The following is a 23383-nucleotide window of genomic DNA, read 5'->3' on the forward strand; positions in this document are numbered from 1 at the left end:
GAACCCGCGCGAACGTGGAGAATGATATGGGACGCTTCGCCGTCATCACGATGACCGAAAAGGCCGCCGACCGGGTGCGCGAGATCGCCGCCACGCGCGAAGGTGCGCATGGCATCCGGCTCGGCATCAAGAAGGGCGGCTGCGCCGGCATGGAATACACGGTCGACCTGGTCACCGAGCCGAACCCCAAGGACGACCATATCGAACGCGACGGCGCGCATGTCTATGTCGCGCCGGAAGCGGCGTTGTTCCTGTTTGGCACCGAGATGGATTTCGAGCTGACGACGCTGCGCACCGGCTTCACCTTCAGGAATCCGAACCAGAGCTCGGCCTGCGGCTGCGGCGAATCCGTCGAGCTGAAGCCTGCCGACCTCAAGGCGCTTGCCGAGGCACGCGCCTCGGCCTGACCAAGCCCGTCGGCGGTTCCGCTCAGTCCGGCAGCGCCGCAATGACGACGAGCTCGACAACAAGATCCGGCTGCGCCAGGGCGGCGACGCCGATCACTTCCGATGGCGGCGGGTTGTTGTAGCTGCAGTGCTTCGGGCAATGTTCGGCGAAGAATTCGTCCAGCACGTCCAGACGAAAGTTGGGTGAGCTGAGAACGCCGCCGGACGGGAAAGGTCCTTTGACGTAGAACGTCACCTTGACCAGATGGTCGAGCGAGCTGCCAAGCTCCTCCAGATCCGACTTGATGTTCGCGAGGATCTCGCGCCATTGCGTTGCCGCGTCGCCAACGGCGCCCCCCTGGTGTTTCGACGGATCGTAATCGTCGATGGTGGCGGTGTTGCCGGACAGAAAAACATATCCCTTCGCGTCCGAGACGACCGTGCCCTTGCCCCAAGGCATCAAACGATCGCCTTTGAATTTCTTGTGCGTCGTGAGGTTCATTTCGGCCTCCTGTCGCTAATCCACCCACATCCCCGTCCGTTTGTGCCAGTCGGCGATCGATTCCTCGGGATAGACGTCGAACACCTTGTCATTTTTCCCGATCACCGGCTCGACCCAGTTCGCCTTGTATTTCAGCATCAGATGCACCTTTTCCGGCGGCGTCGGCAGGTCGCTGTCGATCGCCGAGGCGAAGGGATGCACGAGGTCCGGCCAGGTCGGGTCGTAAAGCCACAGCGCCGCGCCGCATTTCTTGCAGAAATTGCGTTCGCCGGTCGAGACCTCGCAATGCGGATGCTCGTCGTCCTCGATCTCGGCGCGGTAGACACCGAGATTGCGCTTGCCCCTGATATCAAGCGTCTCGCAGTCGGCGCCGAGATTGATGGCGAAACCGCCGCCGCCCTGCTGCTTGCGGCAGATCGAGCAGTAGCAGAGCATGAACGGCACCGGCGTGTGGCTTTCCACCTCGAAGCGGACGGCGCCGCAGCGGCAGGAGCCTTTGAGCAGGACGGGCATGGCGGGATCTCCGTTTTCCGATCTCAACCTGTCAGCATGCTTTTGGTTGCGGCGATGACAAGGCCCATGCCGGATGAGATGATCGCGGCATGGACAACGCGCGCCTTGAAGAATTGTTCGAAAGCCTGGGACCGATCAGCATCAGAAAACTGTTCGGGGGCAAGGGCATCTATTGCGACGGCGTCATCGTCGCGGTCGTCGTGCGCGGCGAATTGCTGCTCAAGGCCGACGAGGAGAGCATCCCCGACTTCGAAGCCGCTGGCTGCAAGCAATGGACCTATACAGGCTCGCGGCACGGCAAGGAGGTGGCGATGCCATACTGGAGCATTCCCGACGAGGCTTTCGACGACCCCGACGAAATGGCGGTATGGGCGCGGCGCGCTTACGAGGCGGGACGAAGGGCGGGGAGATAATTTTCGAGGGCGTTGTGGCGGCCTTTTGGAGATGCCGAGGGACAGCAACCCTCTCTGTCCTGCCGGACATCTCCCCCGCAAGGGGCGAGATTGACCCTCGCCACGACTTTCGCCAATCGCCGACGTTGCAAGAAGAATGCCGGCGGCCAAGCTGCTAATCTCGCCCCTTGCGGGGGAGATGGCAGGCCAGAGGGGGTGTGACGGAACGCGGCGTTCGCATTTGGCTATCGCTGCCGGTAGTTGAGCGTTCCGCGCCTACAACGCCTTGGCAATCTCCGCCGCCAGCCGCGCGTTGTTCTCGACCAGCGCGATGTTGGTCTTCAGGCTGCGGCCGCCGGTGAGCTCCAGGATCTTCGACAAAAGGAACGGCGTCACCGCCTTGCCGGTGACGTTCTGGGCTTCGGCGGCCTTCTGCGCGGCTTCGATATAGCCAGCCATTTCGTCGGCGGGGATCTCGTCGTTCCGCGGCACCGGATTGGCGATGAGGATGCCGCCGCCGAGGCCCAGCGCCTGCCGCGTGCGATAGAAATGCGCAATGTCCTGCGGCGCATTGAGCGTCAGCGGCGCGCGGAAGGGCGACTGCCTCGACCAGAAGGCGGGCATCGTCTCGCAGCCATGGCCGATCACCGGCACGCCGCGCGTCTCCAGCACTTCCAGCGTCTTTTCGATGTCGAGGATCGCCTTGGCGCCGGCAGAGACAACGACAACCGGCGTGCGCGCCAGCTCGTCGAGATCGGCCGAGATATCGAAGCTCTTTTCCGCGCCTTTGTGGACGCCGCCAATGCCGCCGGTGGCGAAGACCTTTATGCCGGCCATATGCGCGGCGATCATAGTGGCCGCAACGGTGGTGCCGCCGGTGCGCTTTTGAGCGACGGCGAAGCCGATATCGGCGCGCGACAGCTTCATGGCGTCACCGGTCATGGCAAGCGATTCGCGCTCGCCGTCGGACAGGCCGATCTTGATGCGGCCGTCGACCACGGCGATCGTCGCCGGCAGCGCGCCGCCATCGATGATGATCTGTTCGACCTTGGCGGCCATCGCGCCATTGTCGGGGTAGGGCATGCCGTGGGTGATGATGGTGCTTTCCAGCGCCACCACCGGCCGGCCGGCGGCAAGCGCCTCCGCCACGGGCGGGTGGATGTCGACGAAGGGGTGGGCGGTGTCGGGTGTCACGGCTGTCTCCGATCAGGAGGAAGTGGGTGTCTGGTGGCCCTATGCCACCTCCCGCGCCTCCGGCACAAGGCCAAGCACCTGCGTGAAGTTGCCCGCCGTGAAAGACGGCACGGCCTCCGGGCTCTCGATGGCAAGCATCGCCGCGGCAAGGCCTTCGCGCAGCGCGGCACGCAGCGGCAGGCCGCGCAGCAAGGCGGCGACCGTTGCGCCGGTCAAGGCGTCGCCGGCTCCGGTCACGTCGGCAACCTTGCGCGGCGCGGGTGGATCGATCTCGAAGATGCCGGTGTCGTCGAAGCCCAGAACCGGGGCGCTGCCGGACGTGACCACGCCGGCATTCAGGCCGGCCCGCCTGAGCGCGTCGACAAGGGTTTCGCCGGATAGCTCGGCGCCGGCCAGCGCGGCGGCTTCGCGGCGGTTCATGAAAAGCAGCGACAGGTCGTCGAGCAGCGGCGCCAGGCGGACGACCTTGGCCGGCGAGACGGCGATGGCGAAGACCGGCCGGCCACCGGCAAGCGCTACCAAGCGCTCCAGCGCCGCCGTCGGCAGGTTGGCGTCGCACAGGATGGCGTCGGCCGCGGCGATCGCCTCGCGCACCTTGGAACGCCTCATCTGCTTGGGGAAGGCAAGATCGTAGAGCGTCATGTCGGCCAGCCCGACGATCAGCTCACCTTCGGCGTCGATCAACGCCGTGTAGCTCGGCGTCGTGCGGTCGAGGAACACCACCGAGAGGTCCGCTATTCCGGCGTTGTCGATCGCCAAGGCGACGGTGTCGGCCGCAGCGTCGCCGCCGCGCACCGATATCAGCGAGGCCGACACGCCGCGCTTCACCACGCTGCGCAGCGCGTTGAAAACCACGCCGCCGACGTCCTCGCGCATGATGCCGGGATTCGAAGCGGCGGGCACATAGGCGCCCGAGACCTGGCCGCGCCGGTCGATATGGGCTCCGCCCAGCGCCAGGATTGTTGGGGATGTCGGCATGCGGATATGGTAACCTTGGTTGATAGTTGGCTGCGCACACTAAGTTTCTGCGCGTCACACCGCAATCGGCGCCGCGATTCGGGACATGCGGATATCAAATCTCTTCTGGACCAGTGGTTCTGTTTCGCTCCAGCCCTGGTGGGACAAAGAAAGAACATATCCAGATATTGATTGTTTTTCAGCTGCTTGCCGCCCCTTGCCAAATGAGAACAAAAAAGGTACAAAACAAGCAGGGATCACGGATTGTCCGGCCTTCATTGACGACCAAGGGGTGATGTATCATGGCTCAGAATTCTTTGCGGCTTGTAGAGGATAAGGCAGTGGACAAATCAAAGGCTCTGGACGCGGCGCTGTCGCAAATCGAGCGCGCTTTCGGCAAGGGCTCGATCATGCGGCTCGGCGCCAACGAGCAGGTGGTCGAGATCGAAACCGTGCCGACCGGCTCGCTCGGCCTCGACATCGCGCTCGGCGTCGGCGGCCTGCCGCGCGGCCGCATCATCGAGATTTACGGGCCGGAAAGCTCGGGCAAGACGACGCTGGCGCTGCACACGGTGGCGGAAGCCCAGAAGAAGGGCGGTATCTGCGCCTTCGTCGATGCCGAGCACGCGCTCGATCCGGTTTATGCCCGCAAGCTTGGCGTCGACCTCGAGAACCTTTTGATCTCGCAGCCCGACACCGGCGAGCAGGCGCTGGAAATCTGCGACACGCTGGTGCGTTCGGGCGCCATCGACGTGCTGGTCGTCGACTCGGTGGCGGCACTGACGCCGCGCGCTGAAATCGAAGGCGAGATGGGCGATTCGCTGCCCGGTCTTCAGGCTCGCCTGATGAGCCAGGCGCTGCGCAAGCTGACCGCCTCGATCTCGCGCTCCAACACAATGGTCATCTTCATCAACCAGATCCGCATGAAGATCGGCGTCATGTTCGGCTCGCCCGAGACGACCACCGGCGGCAACGCGCTGAAATTCTACGCCTCGGTGCGCCTCGACATCCGCCGCATCGGCTCGGTCAAGGACCGCGACGAGGTCGTCGGCAACCAGACCCGCGTCAAGGTGGTGAAGAACAAGCTGGCCCCGCCCTTCAAGGTGGTCGAGTTCGACATCATGTATGGCGAGGGCGTGTCGAAGACCGGCGAGCTGATCGATCTCGGCGTCAAGGCTGGCGTCATCGAGAAGTCAGGCGCCTGGTTCTCCTACAATTCGCAGCGCCTCGGCCAAGGTCGCGAGAACGCAAAACTGTTCCTGCGCGACAATCCCGATACGGCGCGTGAGGTCGAACTTGCATTGCGCCAGAATGCCGGGCTGATCGCCGAGAAATTTCTCGAGAATGGCGGCTCCGAAGGCGGCGACGACGGTTTCGAGGACGAAGCCGGCGCCTTGTAGGGCCGGTTCGTTCCAGGAAGATCGCGCAGCAGTTTCCTGTTCGGGATTGGGCGGAAGCTATTCGTCGGCTTAGCCGGAGTTCGGCCACAATCCTTGTTTATCGTCTTATGCTTATGTAATCGAGTTCTTGAGTATTGCGTACCCGAACCGCCGGCCTTCGCGCCGGCGGTTTTGCATTTTGCGGGCGGCGCCGGGCCGTCGCTCGCCGGCGGATTGACCTAACTCCGTGTTTCTGGACAGGCTCAAGAGCTACGGCTAAAAGGCCCATCTATCTTCTGGAAACACCAAAGCCCATCAGCCGCCGGCGACGCCGGCGGTTCTCGCGAAAAGGCAGTACGCAATGAGTGGCGTGAACGATATCCGGTCGACATTTCTCGACTACTTCCGCAAGGAGGGCCACGAGATCGTCGCCTCCAGCCCGTTGGTGCCGCGCAACGATCCGACGCTGATGTTCACAAACGCAGGCATGGTGCAGTTCAAGAACGTCTTCACCGGCCTGGAGAAACGTCCCTATTCGCGAGCGTCCACCGCGCAGAAGAGCGTGCGTGCAGGCGGCAAGCACAACGACCTCGACAATGTCGGCTATACCGCGCGCCATCTCACCTTCTTCGAGATGCTCGGCAATTTCTCGTTCGGCGACTATTTCAAGGAGCGCGCGATCGAGCTTGCCTGGAACCTGATCACCAAGGGTTTCGGCCTGAAGAAGGACAAGCTGCTCGTCACGGTCTATCACACCGACGACGAGGCGGCTGGTTACTGGAAGAAGATCGCCGGCTTCTCCGACGACCGCATAATCCGCATCCCGACCTCGGACAATTTCTGGGCGATGGGCGACACCGGCCCGTGCGGTCCGTGCTCGGAAATCTTCATCGATCGCGGCGAGCATATCTGGGGCGGCCCGCCCGGCAGCCCGGAAGAGGACGGCGACCGGTTCCTGGAATTCTGGAACCTGGTGTTCATGCAGTATGAGCAGGTGACGAAGGAAGAGCGCATCGACCTGCCGCGTCCCTCGATCGACACCGGCATGGGCCTGGAGCGCATGGCCTCCATCCTGCAGGGCGTCGAAAGTGTCTTCGAGACCGACCTGTTCAGGCATTTGATCGACGCGGCGTCCTCGGCGCTAGGCCAGGGGCCGAACCAGGAGAACGTCGGGTCGTATCGCGTCATCGCGGATCATCTGCGCTCGTCCTCGTTCCTGGTGGCAGATGGTGTGCTGCCGTCGAATGAGGGGCGCGGCTATGTGCTGCGCCGCATCATGCGCCGTGCCATGCGCCATGCGCAGCTGCTTGGCGCGAAGGAGCCGCTGATGTGGCAGCTGGTGCCGGCGCTGGTGCGCGAGATGGGCCAGGCCTATCCCGAGCTCGTGCGCGGAGAGGCGCTGATCACCGAAACGCTGAAGCTCGAGGAAACACGCTTCCGCAAGACGCTGGTGCGCGGCCTCGGCCTGCTTTCGGACGCTACGGAGACGCTGCATGCCGGCGACATGCTGGATGGCGAGACGGCCTTCAAGCTCTACGACACCTATGGCTTCCCGCTCGATCTGACGCAGGATGCGCTGCGCCAGCGCAGCATCTCGGTCGATATCGCCGGCTTCACCGATGCGATGGAGCGGCAGAAGGCCGAGGCGCGCGCGCATTGGACGGGCTCGGGCGAGGCCGCGACCGAGACGGTCTGGTTCTCGGTGCGCGAAAAGACCGGCGCCACCGAATTCCTCGGCTATGAGACCGAGCAGGCGGAAGGCATCGTCCAGGCCCTGGTCAGGGACGGCAAGACCATCGACAGCGCGAGCCAGGGCGATGCGGTCGCCTTGGTCGTCAACCAGACGCCGTTCTACGGCGAATCCGGCGGCCAGATGGGCGACACCGGCGTGATTTCCGGCGAGGGTTTTTCAATCGAGGTCTCGGACACGCAGAAGAAGGCCGATGGTTTGTTCGTGCATCTCGGCAAGGTGGCCAAAGGCACGGTCAAGACGGGTGATGCCGTCGAGTTGAAGGTCGATCATGCCCGCCGCTCGAGGCTGCGCGCCAACCATTCCGCAACGCATCTCATCCATGAGGCGCTGCGCGAGGTGCTGGGCACCCATGTCGCGCAGAAGGGCTCGCTGGTGGCGCCCGACCGGCTGCGCTTCGACATCTCGCACAACAAGCCGATCTCGGCCGATGAGCTCGAGGAGGTCGAGCGCATGGCCAACGAGATCGTCGTGCAGAACAGTCCGGTGACGACGCGTCTGATGTCGGTCGACGACGCGATTGCCGAAGGCGCCATGGCGCTGTTCGGCGAGAAATACGGCGATGAGGTGCGCGTCGTGTCGATGGGCACCGGCCTGCATGGCGCCAAGGCAAACCGGCCTTATTCGGTCGAGCTTTGCGGCGGCACGCATGTGAGGTCGACCGGCGATATCGGCCTGGTGCGCATACTGTCGGACAGCGCGGTGGCGGCCGGCGTGCGCCGCATCGAAGCGCTGACCGGCGAGGCGGCGCGCAGACATCTGGACGAACAGGACAGGCGGCTGAAAGCCGCGGCGGCGACCTTGAAGATCTCGCCGGCCGACGTGCCGTTGCGCGTCGAGGCGCTGCTCGAAGAACGCAAAAAGCTCGAAAAGGAGCTTACCGAGGCGCGCAAGAAACTGGCGCTGGGCGGCGGCTCGGCCGTTGCCGATGCTCCGGCCGCGAACGAGACCGTCGCAGGTGTCGGATTCCTCGGCAAGGCGGTCACCGGCGTGGCGCCGAAGGACCTGAAGCCGCTGGCGGATGCCGGCAAGAAGACGCTCGGCTCCGGCATAGTCGTCTTTGTCGGCGCGGGCGAGGACAACAAGGCAAGCGTGGTCGTCGGCGTCACCGACGACCTGACCGCTCGCTTCAGCGCCGTCGATCTCGTGCGCGTCGCGTCCGCCGCGCTTGGCGGTCAAGGCGGCGGCGGCCGTCCCGACATGGCGCAGGCCGGCGGCCCCGATGCGTCGAAGGCCAATGATGCCATTGCGGCGGTGAAGGCGGCGCTGGAAGCGGCGTGACGGTCGGGGCGATCGGCTGTAGCTCAGGCCGGCTCCCAACTCTCCGAGGGCTGCGCTGCCCCTCATCTGGCTGCCGCCATCTTCTCCCCGTTGAACGGGGAGAAGAGCGCTGTTATCGCGGCTTTCGCCAATAGTCTGCGTTGCAGAAAAGGCGCCGGCGTTGCAATCGCTTCTTTCTCCCCGTTTTACGGGGAGAAATGCCCGGCAGGGCAATGAGGGGCGGCGCCGAGGCTGAGCGAGTTACGCGACCTTTTCCGTCCGCGTAAAGCTCGGCCGTCCGGCTATTCGGGAATACCAATCCGGTATATCCGCAAAGCGCGCGAGCAGATCGCGTCCTTCCGCGACCTTGAGGAAATAGGCGACGATCGGGGCCGCATGCAGGTCCACCAACGTCAACTGGTCCCCGAGCAACCACGGGCCCTTAGCCTTCAGCGAGGTCAGAACTTTGAGCACCGTCTCAGCCTGGCTCAGCCCGCTGGCAATCAGCGCCTCATCCGGCGCTGCCTTCTCCAGCCGCTCGACGGCGACGTCCCAGACCATCGCGCGATAACCATAGGCGTCGAGCAGGCCGATGATCTGGCCCATCCTGGCGCGGCCGCGCACGTCGGCCGGCTGCAGCGCGGGACCATCGAAGGCTTCATCGACATAGCGCGCGATTGCGCCGGTCTCGAATAGGTGAAAACCGTCATGCTCGAAGGCCGGGATGCGGCCGAAGGGATGATGCTCCAGATACCAGGCCGGAATGCCCTCGGCGGCGAAGATGTCGAGTGGCACCAGCTCGTAGCCGATGCCTTTCTCCTCCAGCGCCATCCGCGCGATGCGCACATAGACGCTGTAGTCGGCGCCGTAGAGAGTTGGCTTGGCCATTGATCAGCTCTCAATTTGCCCGTCGCAGTGTCCAAAAAAGAAGGCTCCTAGCGGAGCCTTCTGTGTGCCGTAAGGTTGGGCTACCCCATCGCCTTCTGCAAATTCTCGTCGATCTTGTCGAGGAAGCCGGTGGTCGAGAGCCAAGGCTGGTCGGGGCCGATCAGCAGCGACAGGTCCTTGGTCATGAAGCCAGACTCGACGGTCTGGATGCAGACCTTTTCCAGCGTCTCGGCGAAGCGCTTCAGCGCGGTGTTGTCGTCGAGCTTGGCGCGGTGCGCCAGGCCGCGCGTCCAGGCGAAGATCGAGGCGATCGAATTGGTCGAGGTTTCCTCGCCCTTCTGGTGCTGGCGGTAGTGGCGCGTCACGGTGCCGTGCGCGGCTTCCGCTTCCACCGTCTTGCCGTCCGGCGTCATCAGCACGGAGGTCATCAGGCCGAGCGAGCCGAAGCCTTGCGCCACGGTGTCGGATTGCACGTCGCCGTCATAGTTCTTGCAGGCCCAGACATAGCCGCCCGACCATTTCAGGCTGGAGGCGACCATGTCGTCAATCAGGCGGTGCTCGTACCAGAGTTTCCGCGCCTTGAATTCGGCCTCGAACTCCTTCTCGTAGACTTCCTGGAAGATGTCCTTGAAGCGGCCGTCATAGGCCTTGAGGATGGTGTTCTTGGTCGACAGATACACCGGGAAGTTGCGCAGCAGGCCATAGTTCAGCGAGGCGCGGGCGAACTCGCGGATCGACTCGTCGAGATTGTACATGGCCATGGCCACGCCGGCGCCCGGCGCGTCATAGACGTCATGCTCGATCACCTGACCGTCTTCGCCGACGAACTTGATCGTCAGCTTGCCCTTGTCGGGGAAGCGGAAGTCGGTGGCGCGGTACTGGTCGCCGAAGGCATGACGGCCGACGACGATCGGCTTGGTCCAGCCCGGCACCAGGCGCGGCACGTTCTTCATGATGATCGGCTCGCGGAAGATGGTGCCGCCGAGGATGTTGCGGATGGTGCCGTTGGGCGACTTCCACATCTTCTTCAGCTTGAATTCCTCGACGCGCGCTTCGTCGGGAGTGATCGTCGCGCATTTCACGCCGACGCCGTATTTCTTGATGGCGTTGGCCGAGTCGATCGTCACCTGGTCGTTGGTGGCGTCGCGGTTTTCGATGCCGAGGTCGTAATATTCAAGCTTCAGGTCGAGATAGGGGTGGATCAGCTTGTCCTTGATGAACTGCCAGATGATGCGGGTCATCTCGTCGCCGTCGAGTTCGACGACCGGGTTCGCCACCTTGATCTTCGCCATGGAAAGAATGCCTCGTTGCTGGGGGATCTGAACGGCCTTGCCCGCATGGTTTCGGCCGGGGATGCGGAGCGTATATCAAAGGCTTTTTCAGCGCGCAAACCGCGATCCGTGCCGGAGCGGACGGGTGCCGCTGTTGTGAATGCTTCATTTTCCGGTCTGGATGTGGCAGGGGACGCCGAAACGCCGCAAACCCCGGTTACCCACAGCCATGCCAGCCATCGAAAATACAGCCAAGACCGCTTCCGCCGGACCGGCCATCATCCTGGTCGAGCCGCAGCTCGGCGAGAATATCGGCATGGTCGCCCGCGCAATGGCGAATTTCGGCCTATCCGAGCTCAGGCTGGTCAACCCGCGTGACGGCTGGCCGAGCGAGAAGGCGCGCGCGGCCGCCAGCCGGGCCGACCACGTCATCGACGCCACCAGGGTTTTCGACGATCTGGCCTCGGCGGTCGCCGACCTGAACTTCGTCTTCGCCACGACGGCGCGCGAGCGCGACGGCTTCAAGCCGGTGCGCGGTCCCGTGGAAGCGGGCAGGGCGCTGAGAGCACGTGTCGAGGTGGGCGAGCGTACCGGCATCCTGTTCGGCCGCGAGCGCTTCGGCCTCTATAATGACGAGGTCGGGCTCGCCGACGAGATCGTCACCTTCCCGGTCGATCCCGGCTTTTCCTCGCTCAACATCGCCCAGGCGGTGCTGCTGATGTCCTATGAATGGATGAAGTCCGGCCTCGCCGACGAGACCCGGACCAACTTCTCCGGACCGGAGCTTGTGCCGGCGACCAAGGAGCAATTGCACAGCCTGTTCGCCTATCTGGAAAACGCGCTGGAAGCGCGAGGCTACTTCCGCCCGGAAGAAAAGAAACCGAAGATGGTCGACAATCTGCGCGCCGTATTGACCCGCGCGGGCTTTGCCGAGCCGGAACTGAAGGTGCTGCGCGGCATCATCTCGTCGCTCGACCGGTTCTCGCCGGCCATGCCGCGCGGCGACGGCTCGCCCGGGGACGATCCGAGACGATTGCCGGTCGGTGCGTGCAGTCGCGCCAAAGACGAAGAAAGTTAAAATCGGTAAGCTGTGAGCATTTGAAGTAACCGAATTTTATTCGGTTATACGCCATCCTGGCCGCAATAGTGGGGGTGGCACATGTTTTCGTCCAATATTGGTCGACTGCGCTTTTTCCTTTACTCTCTCGGCCTCGCCGTGGCCGAGACCGTGGTGATCCTTATCTGCATTGTCAGTACGATAGGCTTCGAAGGGCTGATCAATTCGGGGCCTGGTCCGGCGCGGCAGGGCATGGCGGGCGCCGTCCTCATCGCCTCTCTCGTCTTTGTCGCGCTGCGCGGCAACATCGCCTCGCGCCGCACCCGCGATGCCAACGGGCGCCGATGGATCCTGTGGGCCTACATCGCCCTTTCCGCCGTCTACGCTCTTTTACAGGCAGGCGTGCTGCTGGTCGTCAAATTCGGCGATCCCGCGAGCATTCCAGGCGGGCTGAACCTGCTTGGACTTTCGGTGTTCGGCCTCTGGTGCACGATCCTGTGGGCGAAGCCGGTCGCGGGCAGCAATATCGATGAATTGACCGATGTTTTCGATTTCGACGGTCCGCTGCCGGCACCGGCGCGTGCCGGACGCACCGTAACAGCCAGCGTGCCGGCCGCCCCACGTGCCGCCGCCTCCGCCGCGCGCGTCCCGCCGGCACCGCAGCCTTTCGGCAGGCCGCGCCCCGCCGGCTTCGGCAAGCGCGGGATTTGAGTAAGTCTTAGAAATAGAGCATGGTGCCGAAAACCGCTTCACACTTTTCGGCACCATGCCCTGGCGCCTGCGCAAAAGCTGCTCGCATTCGCCTCTTCAAGACCACGATCATTCGCGATAGAAGCGCCGTCGGTCCAATCATGGGCCTGACGCTTCTCATGGCCGGATGACAATGAGCGATCGATCAAGCCAACGCCCGATCCTGATGTTCGATTCCGGCGTTGGCGGGCTGACCGTGCTGCGCGAGGCGCGCGTGCTGATGCCCGATCGCCGATTCGTCTATGTCGCCGACGACGCGGCTTTTCCCTACGGCGCCTGGGAGGAACCGGCGCTCAAGGATCACATACTTACGCTGTTCGGCAAGTTGCTCGATCGGCTTCAGCCGGCGATTTCGGTCATTGCCTGCAACACCGCCTCGACCCTGGTGATCGATGCGCTGCGCGACAAATTCCCCGGCCATCCTTTCGTGGGCACCGTTCCGGCAATCAAGCCGGCCGCCGAACGCACCCGCTCCGGCCTGGTATCGGTGCTGGCGACGCCCGGCACGGTGAAGCGCCAATACACGCGCGATCTGATCAGCAAATGGGCGCAGAAATGCCATGTGCGCCTGGTCGGCAGCGACCGGCTGGCCGGGCTCGCCGAGATTTACATGCGCCAAGGTTTCGTCGACGAGGAGGCCGTGCGCGCCGAAATCGCGCCCTGCTTCATCGAGCGCGACGGCAACCGCACCGACATCGTCGTGCTCGCCTGCACGCATTATCCGTTTCTCGTCAACCGCATGCGCAAGACCGCGCCCTGGCCGGTCGACTGGATCGATCCGGCCGAGGCGATCGCGCGGCGCGCCATGTCGCTCATCGAACCGGTCGGAGAGACATCGGGCGAGAGCGAGCCCGATCTCGCCGTCTTCACTTCCGGCAAGGTGGATTTTGCCACCAGGCGACTCATCCAGGGCTTTGGACTGACCGCGCGCTAAGGCGTGTCGATATTCAGGTGAGGCCGGCCCGCAAATGCCAGGTTCCTGCGCTTCCGGTGCTCACGTACCTTAAGTACGCTCCGCTCCGGTTCTCGGAACCCGCCATTTTCGACTCGGCCTGACCTGAATCTCAACGCGCCTTCACCCAGCCGCTAAACAGGCTCGAAGACGATGCTGCGCTGATCCGGGTCGGCCGAAACCAGCTTTAGCGTCAGGCCGTCGCCCTGCCTGAGCCCGGAGGCCTTCACGTTGGCGACGACGGGCATGTCGGCAAGCTGCGCGCGCACGCCATGATCGACGAAGTCGGTGACGACGGCCTTGAACGTCTCGCCCTCGCGTCCCTTGAGCATGACCGCCTCGGCAAGGTCGATGGCGGCATGGTTGATCCGCGAAGCGCGGGCATCCGCACGCCCCATCACCTTCGGCAATCTGGCGAACGCGTCGGTGACGGCCTGCGGCACGGGCTGGCCGTTGGCGATCGCCAGCGTGCAGCGCACGACATAGCGGTCGGCCAGCCGCCTGAGCGGCGCGGTGGCATGCGCATAGGTCGCGGCCATCGCCTCATGCCAGGGGACGACACCCTCGTGATAGGGTTGGTAGGACGCACCGTTGCCTGCGCGGCGGATTTCCAGCATCAGCGCGGCCTGTTTCGGATCGGCCGGATCGAGCGTGCGCTGATAGTCGCGCAGGCTGGTGGAGGCGGGCCAGGAAAGCCCAAGCGCCTGTGCCGCGTTGCGCAGTCTTTGCACCTTGGAGGCGTCCGGCCCCGACATCACCCGGAACAACCCGGTCTTGTGCGCCAGCATGGCGTCGGCAATCGCCATATTGGCGGCCAGCGAAAGTGCTGCATTGTCCTGCTCGGATTGCAGCAGCGGCCTGAAAGAAAGCCGGAACGTGCCGTCGGCAAGCTTTTCCACCTCCTGCTCGGGCGGATCGACGCGCGAGGCGCCGCGCCGCTCTTCGTTTGCCGCCATGCGCCGTGCCAGTTCCGCGAAGCCGGCTGGAACGTCCGAGGCCCGCACGCTGTCATAGGCGAGCTTCGCGCGGCTTTGGATAATGGCCCGTTCCGCGCCGTCCAATTTCACCGCGCCGTCGCCGGCGACCCGGACCGTGAAGATGACCGAAGGGCGCGGTCCATCGGGCAGCAGGCTCGCCGCAGCCTCGGCGAGCACCGGCGGGTACAGCCCGGCCTTGCCGTCCGGCAAATAGAGCGTTTCGCCCCGGTTCCAGGCTTCGATATCAATCGCGTCGCCGTCCTCGACGAACCAGGCGACGTCGGCAATGGCATAATGCAAGAGAAGATCGCCGCCGCTGGCCTCGATCGAGAACGCCTGGTCGAGATCGGTGGAACTTGCCGGATCGAGTGTTACGAAGGGCATTGCCGTCCGGTCGGCATGCTGCCCGGGCACACGCTTTGCCGCTGCCTTCGCCGCGGCAACCACAGCAGGCGGAAATCCATCCTGCACATGGAATTCGGTGCGGATTTTGGCGAGGCCGGTGGAGAGCGCTTGTGAGGGATCGGTCAGCGATTTCATGCAGCCGTCCTACACTGGCGTTCCCGACACGGGAAGGCTTGCCAGCGAAACCGCCAAGGCCGCCCGCCCGCCCGACGGCCGACCCCAAGCAGACCGACGGGCCGAGCCGCTGCCGCTGGAACTGCCGCTTCAGCGCGGCGTTTCTTCTCACAGCAAAGGAGAAACCGGAGAAATCGCCATGCCTGCCACATCACAAGCACAGCAAAAGGCCGCCGGGGCAGCACTTTCCGCCAAGCGCGGCGAGATCAAGAAAAGCGAGCTCAGGGGCGCTTCGCGCGAAATGTATGAATCGATGAGCGAGAAGCAACTCGAAGAGTTCGCCGAGACCAAACGCAAGGATCTGCCCGGCAAAAAGTCATAGATCGCAGCATCACATGAAGAAGCCCGCGGTATCGCTCGCGGGCTTGTTCAGGTTGACTCAGCTGCCCGCTATCGCCACCAGCAGCGCTTCGTCTTGTAACGGACAACGTGGCGATGGCCGTGGCGCCAGACCACTCTTTTCGTCACCACGACGCGGCATACCTGCCTGTGGCCACTCCAATGCCTGGCCATGGCGGGTTCCGGCGTCATGACCGCCATGGACCCCGCCAGCACAGCGGCCCCGGTCAGGGTAAGGAAGAACTTTTTCATGGGAATTCGGGCTCCTCTGCTCCAGTCCCTTCATTAAGATGGCAGAGCAGCGCGTCTCCTTGAAAGCTACGCCGCTCTGCTGCCGGCGGCCTTCGCCACAACCGGCACCGCACGCAACGCGGGAAATGTTATCGGCTTGCGACCCGCGCGGCCAGCCGTAAGCTTGACAGCGGTTAAATCTGTGTTTAACAGCCCCACCAACACCGGGTGGCGACGCCCGGTGGTTTCTTTTGACGTGTCCCGTGGGTTTTCCGTCGCTTTGCGTGGAAAACCCTGTCAGGTCTCGAAAACGGAGGCCAGAGGAGGGCGCGTTTCCTTCACCCGGAGCCATGGGGTTCCGGGTATATTGTTTTGAAAGGGAATGCGATGAGCAAGCGCGAATCCGCGAAATACAAGATCGACCGCCGTCTCGGCGAAAACATCTGGGGCCGCCCGAAGTCCCCGGTCAACAAGCGTGAATACGGCCCCGGCCAGCACGGCCAGCGCCGCAAGGGCAAGCTTTCCGACTTCGGCCTGCAGCTGCGCGCCAAGCAGAAGCTGAAGGGTCACTATGGCGACGTTTCGGAAAAGCAGTTCCGCAAGGTCTATGAAGAGGCCAACCGCCGCAAGGGCGACACCTCCGAGAACCTGATCGGCCTGCTCGAGTCGCGTCTCGACGCGGTCGTCTACCGCGCCAAGTTCGTGCCGACCATTTTCGCCGCCCGTCAGTTCGTCAACCACGGCCATGTCAACGTCAACGGCAAGCGCACCAACATCGGTTCGTATCGCTGCAAGCCGGGCGACGTCATCGAGGTGCGCGAGAAGTCGAAGCAGCTCGTGATCGTGCTGGAATCGGTTGGTCTCGCCGAGCGCGACGTGCCGGACTACATCGAAGCCGACCACAACAAGATGACCGCGACCTTTGCTCGCGTTCCCGGCCTTTCGGACGTTCCGTTCGCCGTGCAGATGGAACCGAACCTGGTCGTCGAATTCTACTCGCGCTGATCGACATCAATCAGCCGCAGCATCCAAGGCCGCCTCTCGAGGCGGCCTTTTCTTTGTCCGCTATGTCCGCTAAGCCGGGCGCCAACAGAACGCAGGGCCGGCGCCATGAATATGCTGCCAGATGTCAAAACGCTCGAGCCGATCGGCGACGAGACCGACGGCGGCTTCCATCCGCTGTTTGCCGACGTGCCGTCCTCGGTCGAATTCAACAAGCTGCGCAAGCGGCTGTTGAGGCTGACGCGCCAGGCGATCGAGGATTTCGCCATGGTGAAGCCCGGCGAGCGCTGGCTGGTGGCGCTCTCCGGCGGCAAGGATTCCTATGGCCTGCTCGCGCTGCTGCTCGATCTCAAATGGCGCGGCCTGCTGCCGGTCGAACTGCTCGCCTGCAATCTCGACCAGGGCCAGCCGAATTTCCCGAAGCATATCCTGCCCGATTATCTCAATGCCAACGGCATCGCGCACCGCATCGAATACCAGGACACCTATTCGGTGGTGACCGACAAGCTGCCGGAAGGCAGCACCTATTGCTCGCTCTGCTCGCGGCTGCGGCGCGGCCATCTCTACCGGATCGCGCGCGAGGAGGGATGCTCGGCGCTGGTGCTTGGCCACCACCGCGAGGACATACTCGAAACCTTCTTCATGAACCTGTTCCATGGCGGGCGTCTCGCCGCCATGCCGCCCAAGCTCCTCAATGACGAAGGTGACGTCTTGGTGCTGCGGCCGCTCGCCTATAGTGCTGAGGCCGACCTCGAGAAATTCGCCAACGCGATGAAATTCCCGATCATTCCGTGCGACCTCTGCGGCAGCCAGGAAGGGCTGCAGCGCAACGCCATGAAGGCGATGCTCGACGACATCGAGAAGCGCATGCCGGGCCGCAAGGACACGATGATCCGCGCCATGACCAATGTAAGGCTCTCGCATCTCCTGGACAGGAAGCTATTCGACTTCGCGGGGCTCGATGCGAATCCAGGACGAGACATTTCCGATGAAATTTGACGACCGTTCGATCGACTGGCTGGCCGAGCTTCTTGCCGACGCCGCCAGGACTGAAATCATGCCGCGCTTCCGCCGGCTGGGCGAGGGCGACGTGCGCCAGAAGACGTCCGCCGCCGACCTCGTGACCGAGGCGGACGTCAATGCCGAGAGGCTGATCACCGCCCGGCTGCTCGAACGCTATCCCCAGGCCATGGTGGTCGGTGAAGAGGCCTGTTCCGACAACCCGGCGCTGCTATCTGGCCTTGGCGATGCCGCGCTGGCCTTCGTCATCGATCCGGTCGACGGCACCTTCAACTTCGCTTCCGGCGTGCCGCTGTTCGGCGTCATGGCCGGCGTCGTCGTCAACGGCGAGACTGTCGCCGGCATCATCCACGATCCGGTCGGCAAGGACTGGCTGATCGGCGCCAAGGGCGCGGGCAGCCATATCCGCCACGCGCATGGCGCGCTGGAGAAGGTCCGCGTCGCGGCACCGGTGCCCATGTCGCAGATGACGGGCGCCGTTTCCTGGCAGTTTCTCGAAGAGCCTGAACGCTCGCGGCTTGCCCGCAACCAGACCAAGACGCTGTCGCAATTCGCCTATCGCTGCGCGGCGCATGAATATCGGCTGCTTGCCAGCGGTCACGCCCATTTCGTGCTCTACAACAAGCTGATGCCCTGGGATCATCTCGCCGGTGCGCTGATCCATCAGGAAGCCGGCGGCCATGTCGCGCGCGTCGACGGCACCGCCTACCTGCCGTCGCATGTCGACGGCGGCCTGCTGGTCGCGCCGGACAAGCAAAGCTGGGACGAGTTGCGCCGCGAGCTCTGGGCCGAGTAGGGTAATCCTGCGCTCGGCCGGCGATCTGCCGGCCGGATAGCAATTAAAGCGCGTCGCGCTGAAGCGGATTCAGGCGACGCGCTTTAAAACCTTTGTTTTCATGCATGTCGTTATCGCAAAACCGCTGCGCACTTTTGCGCGACATGCATTAGTGCAGATCGGTGACGTGCCCCGAAACAGGGGGATTGTGGGGCTGGAACATCCTGCCCCGCTCGGCGATCAGGATCATCAGCAAAGCCGCGACCGAGACGCTGCAGAAGCCGGCGGCCAGAGGCGTGACCGTGCCGTTATAGGCTTGGCCGATCGCCGCGCCGATGAGGGCACCGAGGAAGGTCTGCATGAAGCCCAGGATGGATGCCGCCGTGCCGGCGAGCTCGCCGAGCGGCTCCATGGCCAAAGCGTTGAAATTCGCGCCCAGTCCGCCGAATGGCAGCATCGCGCCGGCAAAGAAGGTGACGAAGAGCCAGAGCGGCATCTGTATCTCCAGCGAGACCACCAGCCAGGCAAGGCTGATGCACAGGAAGATGAGCAGCGCGCCTTGCGACAGGCGGCGCATGCCAATCTGTCCGACCAACCGAGAATTGAGATAGTTGGAAAAGGCAAGCACGCCGGCGACGCCGGCAAAGATCAGCGGGAACAATTCGCCGACATGAAAGATGTCGATGTAGATCTGCTGCGCCGAACTGATGAAGCCGAACATGGCGGCGAAAATGAACGTGCTGGCGAAAGCGTAGCAAAGCGTGAGCCGGTTGGTGAGCACGATGCGGAAGCCGCTGACGACGGAGCTTACCGTGAGCGGCCGGCGATATTCCGGATGCAGCGTCTCCGGCAGGCGCAGCAGAGCCCAGGTCGAAACGATCAACGCGCCGATAGCCATGGTCACGAAAATCCAGTGCCAACTGGCGAACAGCATGACGAACTGGCCGATGCCGGGCGCGATGACCGGGATGGCCATGAACACCATGAAGATCAGCGACATCACCTCGGCCATGCGCCGGCCTTCGAACGTGTCGCGCACGATCGAGACGGCGATGACGCGGGTCGCGGCCGCGCCGATGCCCTGTATGAGACGCCAGGTCAGCAACAGGGTGAAACTGGGAGCTATGGCGGCGGCGGCCGCAGCCACGACATAGACGACCAGGCCAAGGACCAGTGGCGCTCGGCGCCCGAAGCGATCCGAAATAGGTCCGAACAAAAGCTGCCCGCCGCCGAAGCCGAGCATATAGGCGGTGATGACATATTGGCGGTGGTTCTCGCTCTCGACGCCGAGCGAGGCGCCGATCTGCTGCAGCGCCGGCAACATGATGTCGATGGCCAAGGAGTTGAGCGCCATGAGCGCCGCGCAGAGCGCGATGAATTCCCAGCGCGGAATGGGCAAGCTGCTTGCCCGTTGCGACGCTTCTACCTGCTTGTCCACGGCAAAGTCCGATCTTTCAAACGAACAGGCGCCGGCTGGCCGGCGCGCTGGTTCGTCTCATCCCCGAGACCCCGGGGGTTATGTTGCCGAGGTGGGGGCGGCCCCGAGCGATGCTTGCCGGCCGGAGGGTTAGCCTCCGCGCCGGCGAGCAAAATTGAATTAGGCGGCGCCTTTGACGCTGACGCCCTTTTCGACCAGGAAGTCCTGCAACTCGCCGGCCTGGAACATTTCGCGCACGATGTCGCAACCGCCGACGAATTCGCCCTTCACATAGAGCTGCGGGATGGTCGGCCAGTTGGAATAATCCTTGATGCCCTGGCGCAGTTCGGCCGAGTCGAGCACGTTGACGCCTTTGTAGTCGGCCCCGATGTAATCGAGGATCTGCACCACCTGGCCGGAGAAGCCGCATTGCGGGAAGCCGGGCGTGCCCTTCATGAAGAGCACGACGTCGTTGCTCTTCACTTCATTGTCGATGTAGTCGTTGATGCCGGTCATGGACGGTCCTTTCACGCCTGTGGGAGCCAGGCTCGAAACATGTCCTTCAAATAAACCCATAGGTTGGCTGAAACAAGACGTTAGCCGCGACGCCGGCCCAATGGCGCAAGGGATAACGCGATTTTGGGCTAAGCCTGAGCGGCGCCGGCGCTCAGTCGGGAATGCTGGTCTGCAGCGCCAGCGCGTGCAGCAAGCCGCCCATATTGCCTTTCAGCGCGTTGTAGACCATCTGATGCTGCTGCACACGGCTTTTGCCCCGGAAGCTCTCGGCCACGACCTCGGCCGCGTAATGATCGCCGTCGCCGGCCAGGTCGCGGATCGTCACCTTGGCGTCCGGAATGCCTTCCTTGATCAATTTTTCGATGTCGTGAGCATCCATTGCCATGGCAAAATCCTGTTTCAAGCGGGCAGGCTGTGTATATGACTCGGGGTGAGCCTAAAGCCTTTCCAGCCCGGATTGAAGCCGTTCCGTCGGGTGATGAGGCCCTATGGGTTATCCTGGCTCGAATGAACCACGCCGTCTTCGGTGATGTCATCGCGCGTCGAATAGGCGCGGCCGAGGCTGAAGACCAGCACGTAGAGCGGGAGGTTGATCAACAGGCTGACGATCGGAAGATAGCTCGTAATCCGCCATGCGGTTGAAAAGAAGGGCCGACCATAGCCGTCGCAGGTCAAGGACGAGCCATAGTCCCAAATGGCCCCGATCAACGCGGCGACGGCGAAGAGCTTGATGCAGGTCGCGACGTGCCTTGCCCGCGCCGGCTCCGGAGAAAGCCTGTTCCAGAGCACCAGGCAGACGACTGGAACGGCGTAGATCAGGGTCTGCAATACCAGCATCGGCAGCGTGCCGTTGGCCGCGGCAAGGAACTCGGCGCGGGTTTCCAGCCGCGGGCAGACCTCACTCGAGGTCGTCGACAACAGGAACAGGACGAACGGCCCGAGAAACCAGAAGAAGAACAGGGACGGCCAGAAGACGACTGCAATCAGCGCCCTGGCGGTTAAATCATGTCGCATAAAAAAGGATTGCTACTAGCCTGATCAACTGACCTGATCCATGAAGCGCGGGAACCAGCCTTCATGGGCGGCGGTCAGCTCGCTGACCGGGATCGGCCGGGTCTCGCCGAGCTTCAATTCACGTCCGCCGGTGGTTCCGATCCAGGGGGCGAAGATGCCGAGCATGCCCTGCTCTTCGCGGACCCTGTCCCATTCGCCGCTTTGCGGGTCGATCGACAGTGTCAGCAGGTAGCGCCCCTGGTCCTCGCCGAACCAGACCGGGATCGGATCGGTGCCGGTAAGCCCCGGAACGATGGCGCCAATGCCGGAGGCCATCGCCATTTCGGCGAGCGCTATCGCCAGGCCGCCGTCGGAGAGGTCGTGCGCCGATGTCACGATGCCGGACGCGATCAGCGCGCGCACATGGTCGCCAACCCGCTTCTCATGATCGAGGTCGACCGGCGGCGGCGGGCCGTCGCCTCGACCGTGGATGTCACGCATATAGACGGACTGGCCGAGATGGCTGCCCCAGGTGGCGGGCGCGCCGACCAGCACGATCATCTGCCCTTCGGCGGCAAAGCCGATACGCGCCATCCTCGACCAGTCGGCAATCAGCCCGACGCCGCCGATGGTCGGTGTCGGCAGGATGCCGCGGCCGTTCGTCTCGTTGTAGAGCGAGACATTGCCGGAGACGATCGGGAAACCGAGAGCGCGGCAGGCATCGCCGATGCCCTTAACCGCGCCGACGAACTGGCCCATGATCTCGGGCCGCTCCGGATTGCCGAAATTGAGGTTGTCGGTGGCCGCAAGCGGCAGGGCGCCGGTGGCGGTCAGGTTGCGCCAGCATTCGGCCACGGCCTGCTTGCCGCCTTCGTACGGGTCGGCCTCGCAGTAGCGCGGCGTGACGTCTGAGGAGAAGGCCAGCGCCTTGGTCGGATGACCCTCGACGCGCACGACGCCGGCGTCGCCGCCCGGAAGCTGCAGCGAATTGCCCTGGATCAGCGTGTCGTACTGCTCCCACACCCAGCGGCGTGAAGAGAGATCCGGCCCGCCCAGCATTTTCAGCAGCGCGTCGGCGACATCGGCCTTCGGCGCATCGTTCGCGGCGAGCGTCGCCGGCTTCTTCGGCTCGACCCAGGGGCGGTCATATTCCGGCGCTTGGTCGCCCAACTCCTTGATCGGCAGGTTGGCGACCTCGTCGCCCTGATGGATGACGCGGAAACGCAAATCGTCGGTGGTCTTGCCGACAATGGCGAAGTCGAGGCCCCATTTGCGGAAGATGGCCTCGGCTTCTTCTTCCTTTTCCGGGCGCAGCACCATCAGCATGCGCTCCTGGCTTTCCGACAGCATCATCTCATAGGCGCTCATGCGCTCCTCGCGCACCGGCACCTTGTCGAGGTCGAGCTCGATGCCGAGGTCGCCCTTGGCGCCCATCTCGACGGCCGAGCAGGTGAGGCCGGCCGCGCCCATGTCCTGAATGGCGATGACGGCGCCCGACGCCATCAGCTCGAGGCAGGCTTCCAGCAGGCATTTTTCGGTGAAGGGATCGCCGACCTGCACGGTCGGACGCTTCTCCTCGATCTTGTCGTCGAATTCGGCCGAGGCCATGGTGGCGCCGCCGACGCCATCGCGCCCGGTCTTGGCGCCGAGATAGACGACCGGGAGGCCGACGCCCTTGGCCTGCGACAGGAAGATGGCGTTGGTCTTGGCGAGGCCTGCCGCGAAGGCGTTGACCAGGATGTTGCCGTTGTAGCGGGCGTCGAAATTGACCTCGCCGCCGACTGTCGGCACGCCGAAGGAATTGCCGTAGCCGCCGACGCCCGAAACCACGCCGGCAACGAGATGCCGGGTCTTGGGATGATCCGGCGCGCCGAAGCGCAGCGCGTTCATGGCCGCCACCGGCCTGGCGCCCATGGTGAAGACGTCGCGCAATATGCCGCCGACGCCGGTCGCGGCGCCCTGATAGGGCTCGATGTAGGACGGGTGGTTGTGGCTCTCCATCTTGAAGACCACGCAGTCGCCGTCGCCGATGTCGACCACGCCGGCATTCTCGCCCGGACCCTGGATGACCCGCGGGCCGCTGGTCGGCAGCGTGCGCAGCCATTTCTTCGAGGATTTGTAGGAGCAGTGCTCGTTCCACATCGCAGAGAAGATGCCGAGCTCGGTGAAGCTTGGTTCGCGGCCGACCAGATCGAGGATGCGCTGGTATTCGTCCGGCTTCAGCCCATGCGCGGCGACGAGCTCGGGAGTGATCGGCACGGAATTGGAAATGGTCATGAGCGG

The 23383-nt window shown here is 63.8% G+C and carries 24 protein-coding genes; 11 read left to right on the top strand and 13 right to left on the bottom strand.

Going from position 1 to position 23383, the window contains the following annotated elements; genetic code table 11:
• Nucleotides 1–26 precede the first annotated feature (26 nt).
• Nucleotides 27–407, top strand: coding sequence for a Fe-S cluster assembly scaffold SufA (gene sufA, locus FJ417_RS10160; protein ID WP_140783293.1), 381 nt, complete (start codon nt 27–29; stop codon nt 405–407).
• A 22-nt stretch (nt 408–429) separates the two neighbouring features.
• Here sufA and FJ417_RS10165 read toward each other — a convergent pair whose 3' ends face one another.
• On the bottom strand, nt 430–888 hold the full coding sequence (locus tag FJ417_RS10165; protein WP_140647786.1) for a RidA family protein: 459 nt from the start codon (nt 886–888) through the stop codon (nt 430–432).
• Between the two features lie 15 nt (nt 889–903).
• On the bottom strand, nt 904–1401 hold the full coding sequence (locus FJ417_RS10170) for a GFA family protein (protein WP_140783294.1): 498 nt from the start codon (nt 1399–1401) through the stop codon (nt 904–906).
• 89 nt (nt 1402–1490) lie between these two features.
• On the opposite strand from FJ417_RS10170, the gene FJ417_RS10175 reads away from it, so the two are divergent.
• Nucleotides 1491–1814 carry a TfoX/Sxy family protein gene (locus FJ417_RS10175; RefSeq protein WP_140783295.1) on the top strand — a complete coding sequence of 108 codons (324 nt, stop codon included), beginning with the start codon at nt 1491–1493 and terminating at the stop codon, nt 1812–1814.
• Nucleotides 1815–2069: 255 nt separating this feature from the next.
• On the opposite strand, the gene FJ417_RS10185 is transcribed toward FJ417_RS10175, so the two are convergent.
• Together FJ417_RS10185 and FJ417_RS10190 are read right to left on the bottom strand one after the other, a co-directional pair.
• Nucleotides 2070–2987: a pseudouridine-5'-phosphate glycosidase gene (locus FJ417_RS10185; RefSeq protein ID WP_140783296.1), complete on the bottom strand. Its 918-nt coding sequence runs from the start codon at nt 2985–2987 to the stop codon at nt 2070–2072.
• A gap of 39 nt (nt 2988–3026) precedes the next feature.
• Nucleotides 3027–3965, bottom strand: coding sequence for a carbohydrate kinase family protein (locus FJ417_RS10190; protein WP_140783297.1), 939 nt, complete (start codon nt 3963–3965; stop codon nt 3027–3029).
• 281 nt (nt 3966–4246) lie between these two features.
• Between FJ417_RS10190 and recA the strand changes: the two genes are divergently transcribed.
• The gene (gene recA / locus FJ417_RS10195; protein WP_095765184.1) at nt 4247–5344 is read left to right on the top strand and encodes a recombinase RecA; all 1098 of its coding nucleotides are present in this window, start codon (nt 4247–4249) and stop codon (nt 5342–5344) included.
• 340 nt (nt 5345–5684) lie between these two features.
• Complete coding sequence (gene alaS, locus FJ417_RS10200; protein WP_140783298.1) at nt 5685–8354, top strand: alanine--tRNA ligase; 2670 nt, start codon at nt 5685–5687, stop codon at nt 8352–8354.
• Between the two features lie 240 nt (nt 8355–8594).
• Here the strand turns inward: alaS and FJ417_RS10205 are convergent, their stop codons facing one another.
• Nucleotides 8595–9221 carry a glutathione S-transferase family protein gene (locus FJ417_RS10205; RefSeq protein WP_140783299.1) on the bottom strand — a complete coding sequence of 209 codons (627 nt, stop codon included), beginning with the start codon at nt 9219–9221 and terminating at the stop codon, nt 8595–8597.
• A gap of 80 nt (nt 9222–9301) precedes the next feature.
• Nucleotides 9302–10513, bottom strand: coding sequence for an NADP-dependent isocitrate dehydrogenase (locus tag FJ417_RS10210; protein WP_140783300.1), 1212 nt, complete (start codon nt 10511–10513; stop codon nt 9302–9304).
• Nucleotides 10514–10721: 208 nt separating this feature from the next.
• Here FJ417_RS10210 and FJ417_RS10215 point away from each other — a divergent pair, with 208 nt between their 5' ends.
• The 3 genes from FJ417_RS10215 (at nt 10722) to murI (ending at nt 13233) form a co-directional block, all read left to right on the top strand.
• Complete coding sequence (locus FJ417_RS10215) at nt 10722–11570, top strand: RNA methyltransferase (protein ID WP_140783301.1); 849 nt, start codon at nt 10722–10724, stop codon at nt 11568–11570.
• A gap of 138 nt (nt 11571–11708) precedes the next feature.
• Nucleotides 11709–12260: a hypothetical protein gene (locus tag FJ417_RS10220; RefSeq protein WP_140783302.1), complete on the top strand. Its 552-nt coding sequence runs from the start codon at nt 11709–11711 to the stop codon at nt 12258–12260.
• 172 nt (nt 12261–12432) lie between these two features.
• Complete coding sequence (murI, locus tag FJ417_RS10225; protein ID WP_140783303.1) at nt 12433–13233, top strand: glutamate racemase; 801 nt, start codon at nt 12433–12435, stop codon at nt 13231–13233.
• 152 nt (nt 13234–13385) lie between these two features.
• Here murI and FJ417_RS10230 read toward each other — a convergent pair whose 3' ends face one another.
• Nucleotides 13386–14768 carry an RNB domain-containing ribonuclease gene (locus tag FJ417_RS10230; RefSeq protein ID WP_140783304.1) on the bottom strand — a complete coding sequence of 461 codons (1383 nt, stop codon included), beginning with the start codon at nt 14766–14768 and terminating at the stop codon, nt 13386–13388.
• A gap of 178 nt (nt 14769–14946) precedes the next feature.
• Here FJ417_RS10230 and FJ417_RS10235 point away from each other — a divergent pair, with 178 nt between their 5' ends.
• Complete coding sequence (locus tag FJ417_RS10235) at nt 14947–15129, top strand: DUF3008 family protein (protein ID WP_140647513.1); 183 nt, start codon at nt 14947–14949, stop codon at nt 15127–15129.
• Between the two features lie 68 nt (nt 15130–15197).
• On the opposite strand, the gene FJ417_RS10240 is transcribed toward FJ417_RS10235, so the two are convergent.
• Nucleotides 15198–15398, bottom strand: a complete 201-nt coding sequence (locus tag FJ417_RS10240; protein WP_140647512.1) for a hypothetical protein — start codon at nt 15396–15398, stop codon at nt 15198–15200.
• 366 nt (nt 15399–15764) lie between these two features.
• Here FJ417_RS10240 and rpsD point away from each other — a divergent pair, with 366 nt between their 5' ends.
• From rpsD to FJ417_RS10255, 3 genes are all read left to right on the top strand, one after another.
• Nucleotides 15765–16382, top strand: coding sequence for a 30S ribosomal protein S4 (gene rpsD / locus FJ417_RS10245; RefSeq protein ID WP_140627561.1), 618 nt, complete (start codon nt 15765–15767; stop codon nt 16380–16382).
• Nucleotides 16383–16493: 111 nt separating this feature from the next.
• Nucleotides 16494–17378, top strand: coding sequence for a tRNA 2-thiocytidine(32) synthetase TtcA (gene ttcA / locus FJ417_RS10250; RefSeq protein WP_181181733.1), 885 nt, complete (start codon nt 16494–16496; stop codon nt 17376–17378).
• Entirely contained in the window at nt 17368–18195 is an 828-nt protein-coding gene (locus tag FJ417_RS10255; protein WP_140783305.1) for an inositol monophosphatase family protein, read from the top strand. The genes ttcA and FJ417_RS10255 overlap by 11 nt, the downstream gene beginning before the upstream one ends.
• 148 nt (nt 18196–18343) lie before the next feature.
• Here the strand turns inward: FJ417_RS10255 and FJ417_RS10265 are convergent, their stop codons facing one another.
• The 5 genes from FJ417_RS10265 to purL all read right to left on the bottom strand — a co-directional run bounded on the left by FJ417_RS10265 (nt 18344) and on the right by purL (nt 23377).
• Nucleotides 18344–19612, bottom strand: coding sequence for a multidrug effflux MFS transporter (locus FJ417_RS10265; RefSeq protein WP_140650837.1), 1269 nt, complete (start codon nt 19610–19612; stop codon nt 18344–18346).
• A 159-nt stretch (nt 19613–19771) separates the two neighbouring features.
• Complete coding sequence (gene grxD / locus FJ417_RS10270; RefSeq protein WP_059185116.1) at nt 19772–20107, bottom strand: Grx4 family monothiol glutaredoxin; 336 nt, start codon at nt 20105–20107, stop codon at nt 19772–19774.
• Nucleotides 20108–20258: 151 nt separating this feature from the next.
• Nucleotides 20259–20492, bottom strand: coding sequence for a BolA family transcriptional regulator (locus FJ417_RS10275; protein WP_140647507.1), 234 nt, complete (start codon nt 20490–20492; stop codon nt 20259–20261).
• Nucleotides 20493–20593: 101 nt separating this feature from the next.
• Nucleotides 20594–21121 (bottom strand): hypothetical protein, encoded by a 528-nt coding sequence (locus FJ417_RS10280; protein ID WP_140783306.1) that lies wholly within the window; start codon nt 21119–21121, stop codon nt 20594–20596.
• Nucleotides 21122–21145: 24 nt separating this feature from the next.
• Nucleotides 21146–23377 (bottom strand): phosphoribosylformylglycinamidine synthase subunit PurL, encoded by a 2232-nt coding sequence (gene purL / locus FJ417_RS10285; RefSeq protein WP_140783307.1) that lies wholly within the window; start codon nt 23375–23377, stop codon nt 21146–21148.
• Nucleotides 23378–23383: the final 6 nt, after the last annotated feature.

The organism is Mesorhizobium sp. B3-1-7, from assembly GCF_006439385.1.
Lineage (GTDB): Bacteria > Pseudomonadota > Alphaproteobacteria > Rhizobiales > Rhizobiaceae > Mesorhizobium.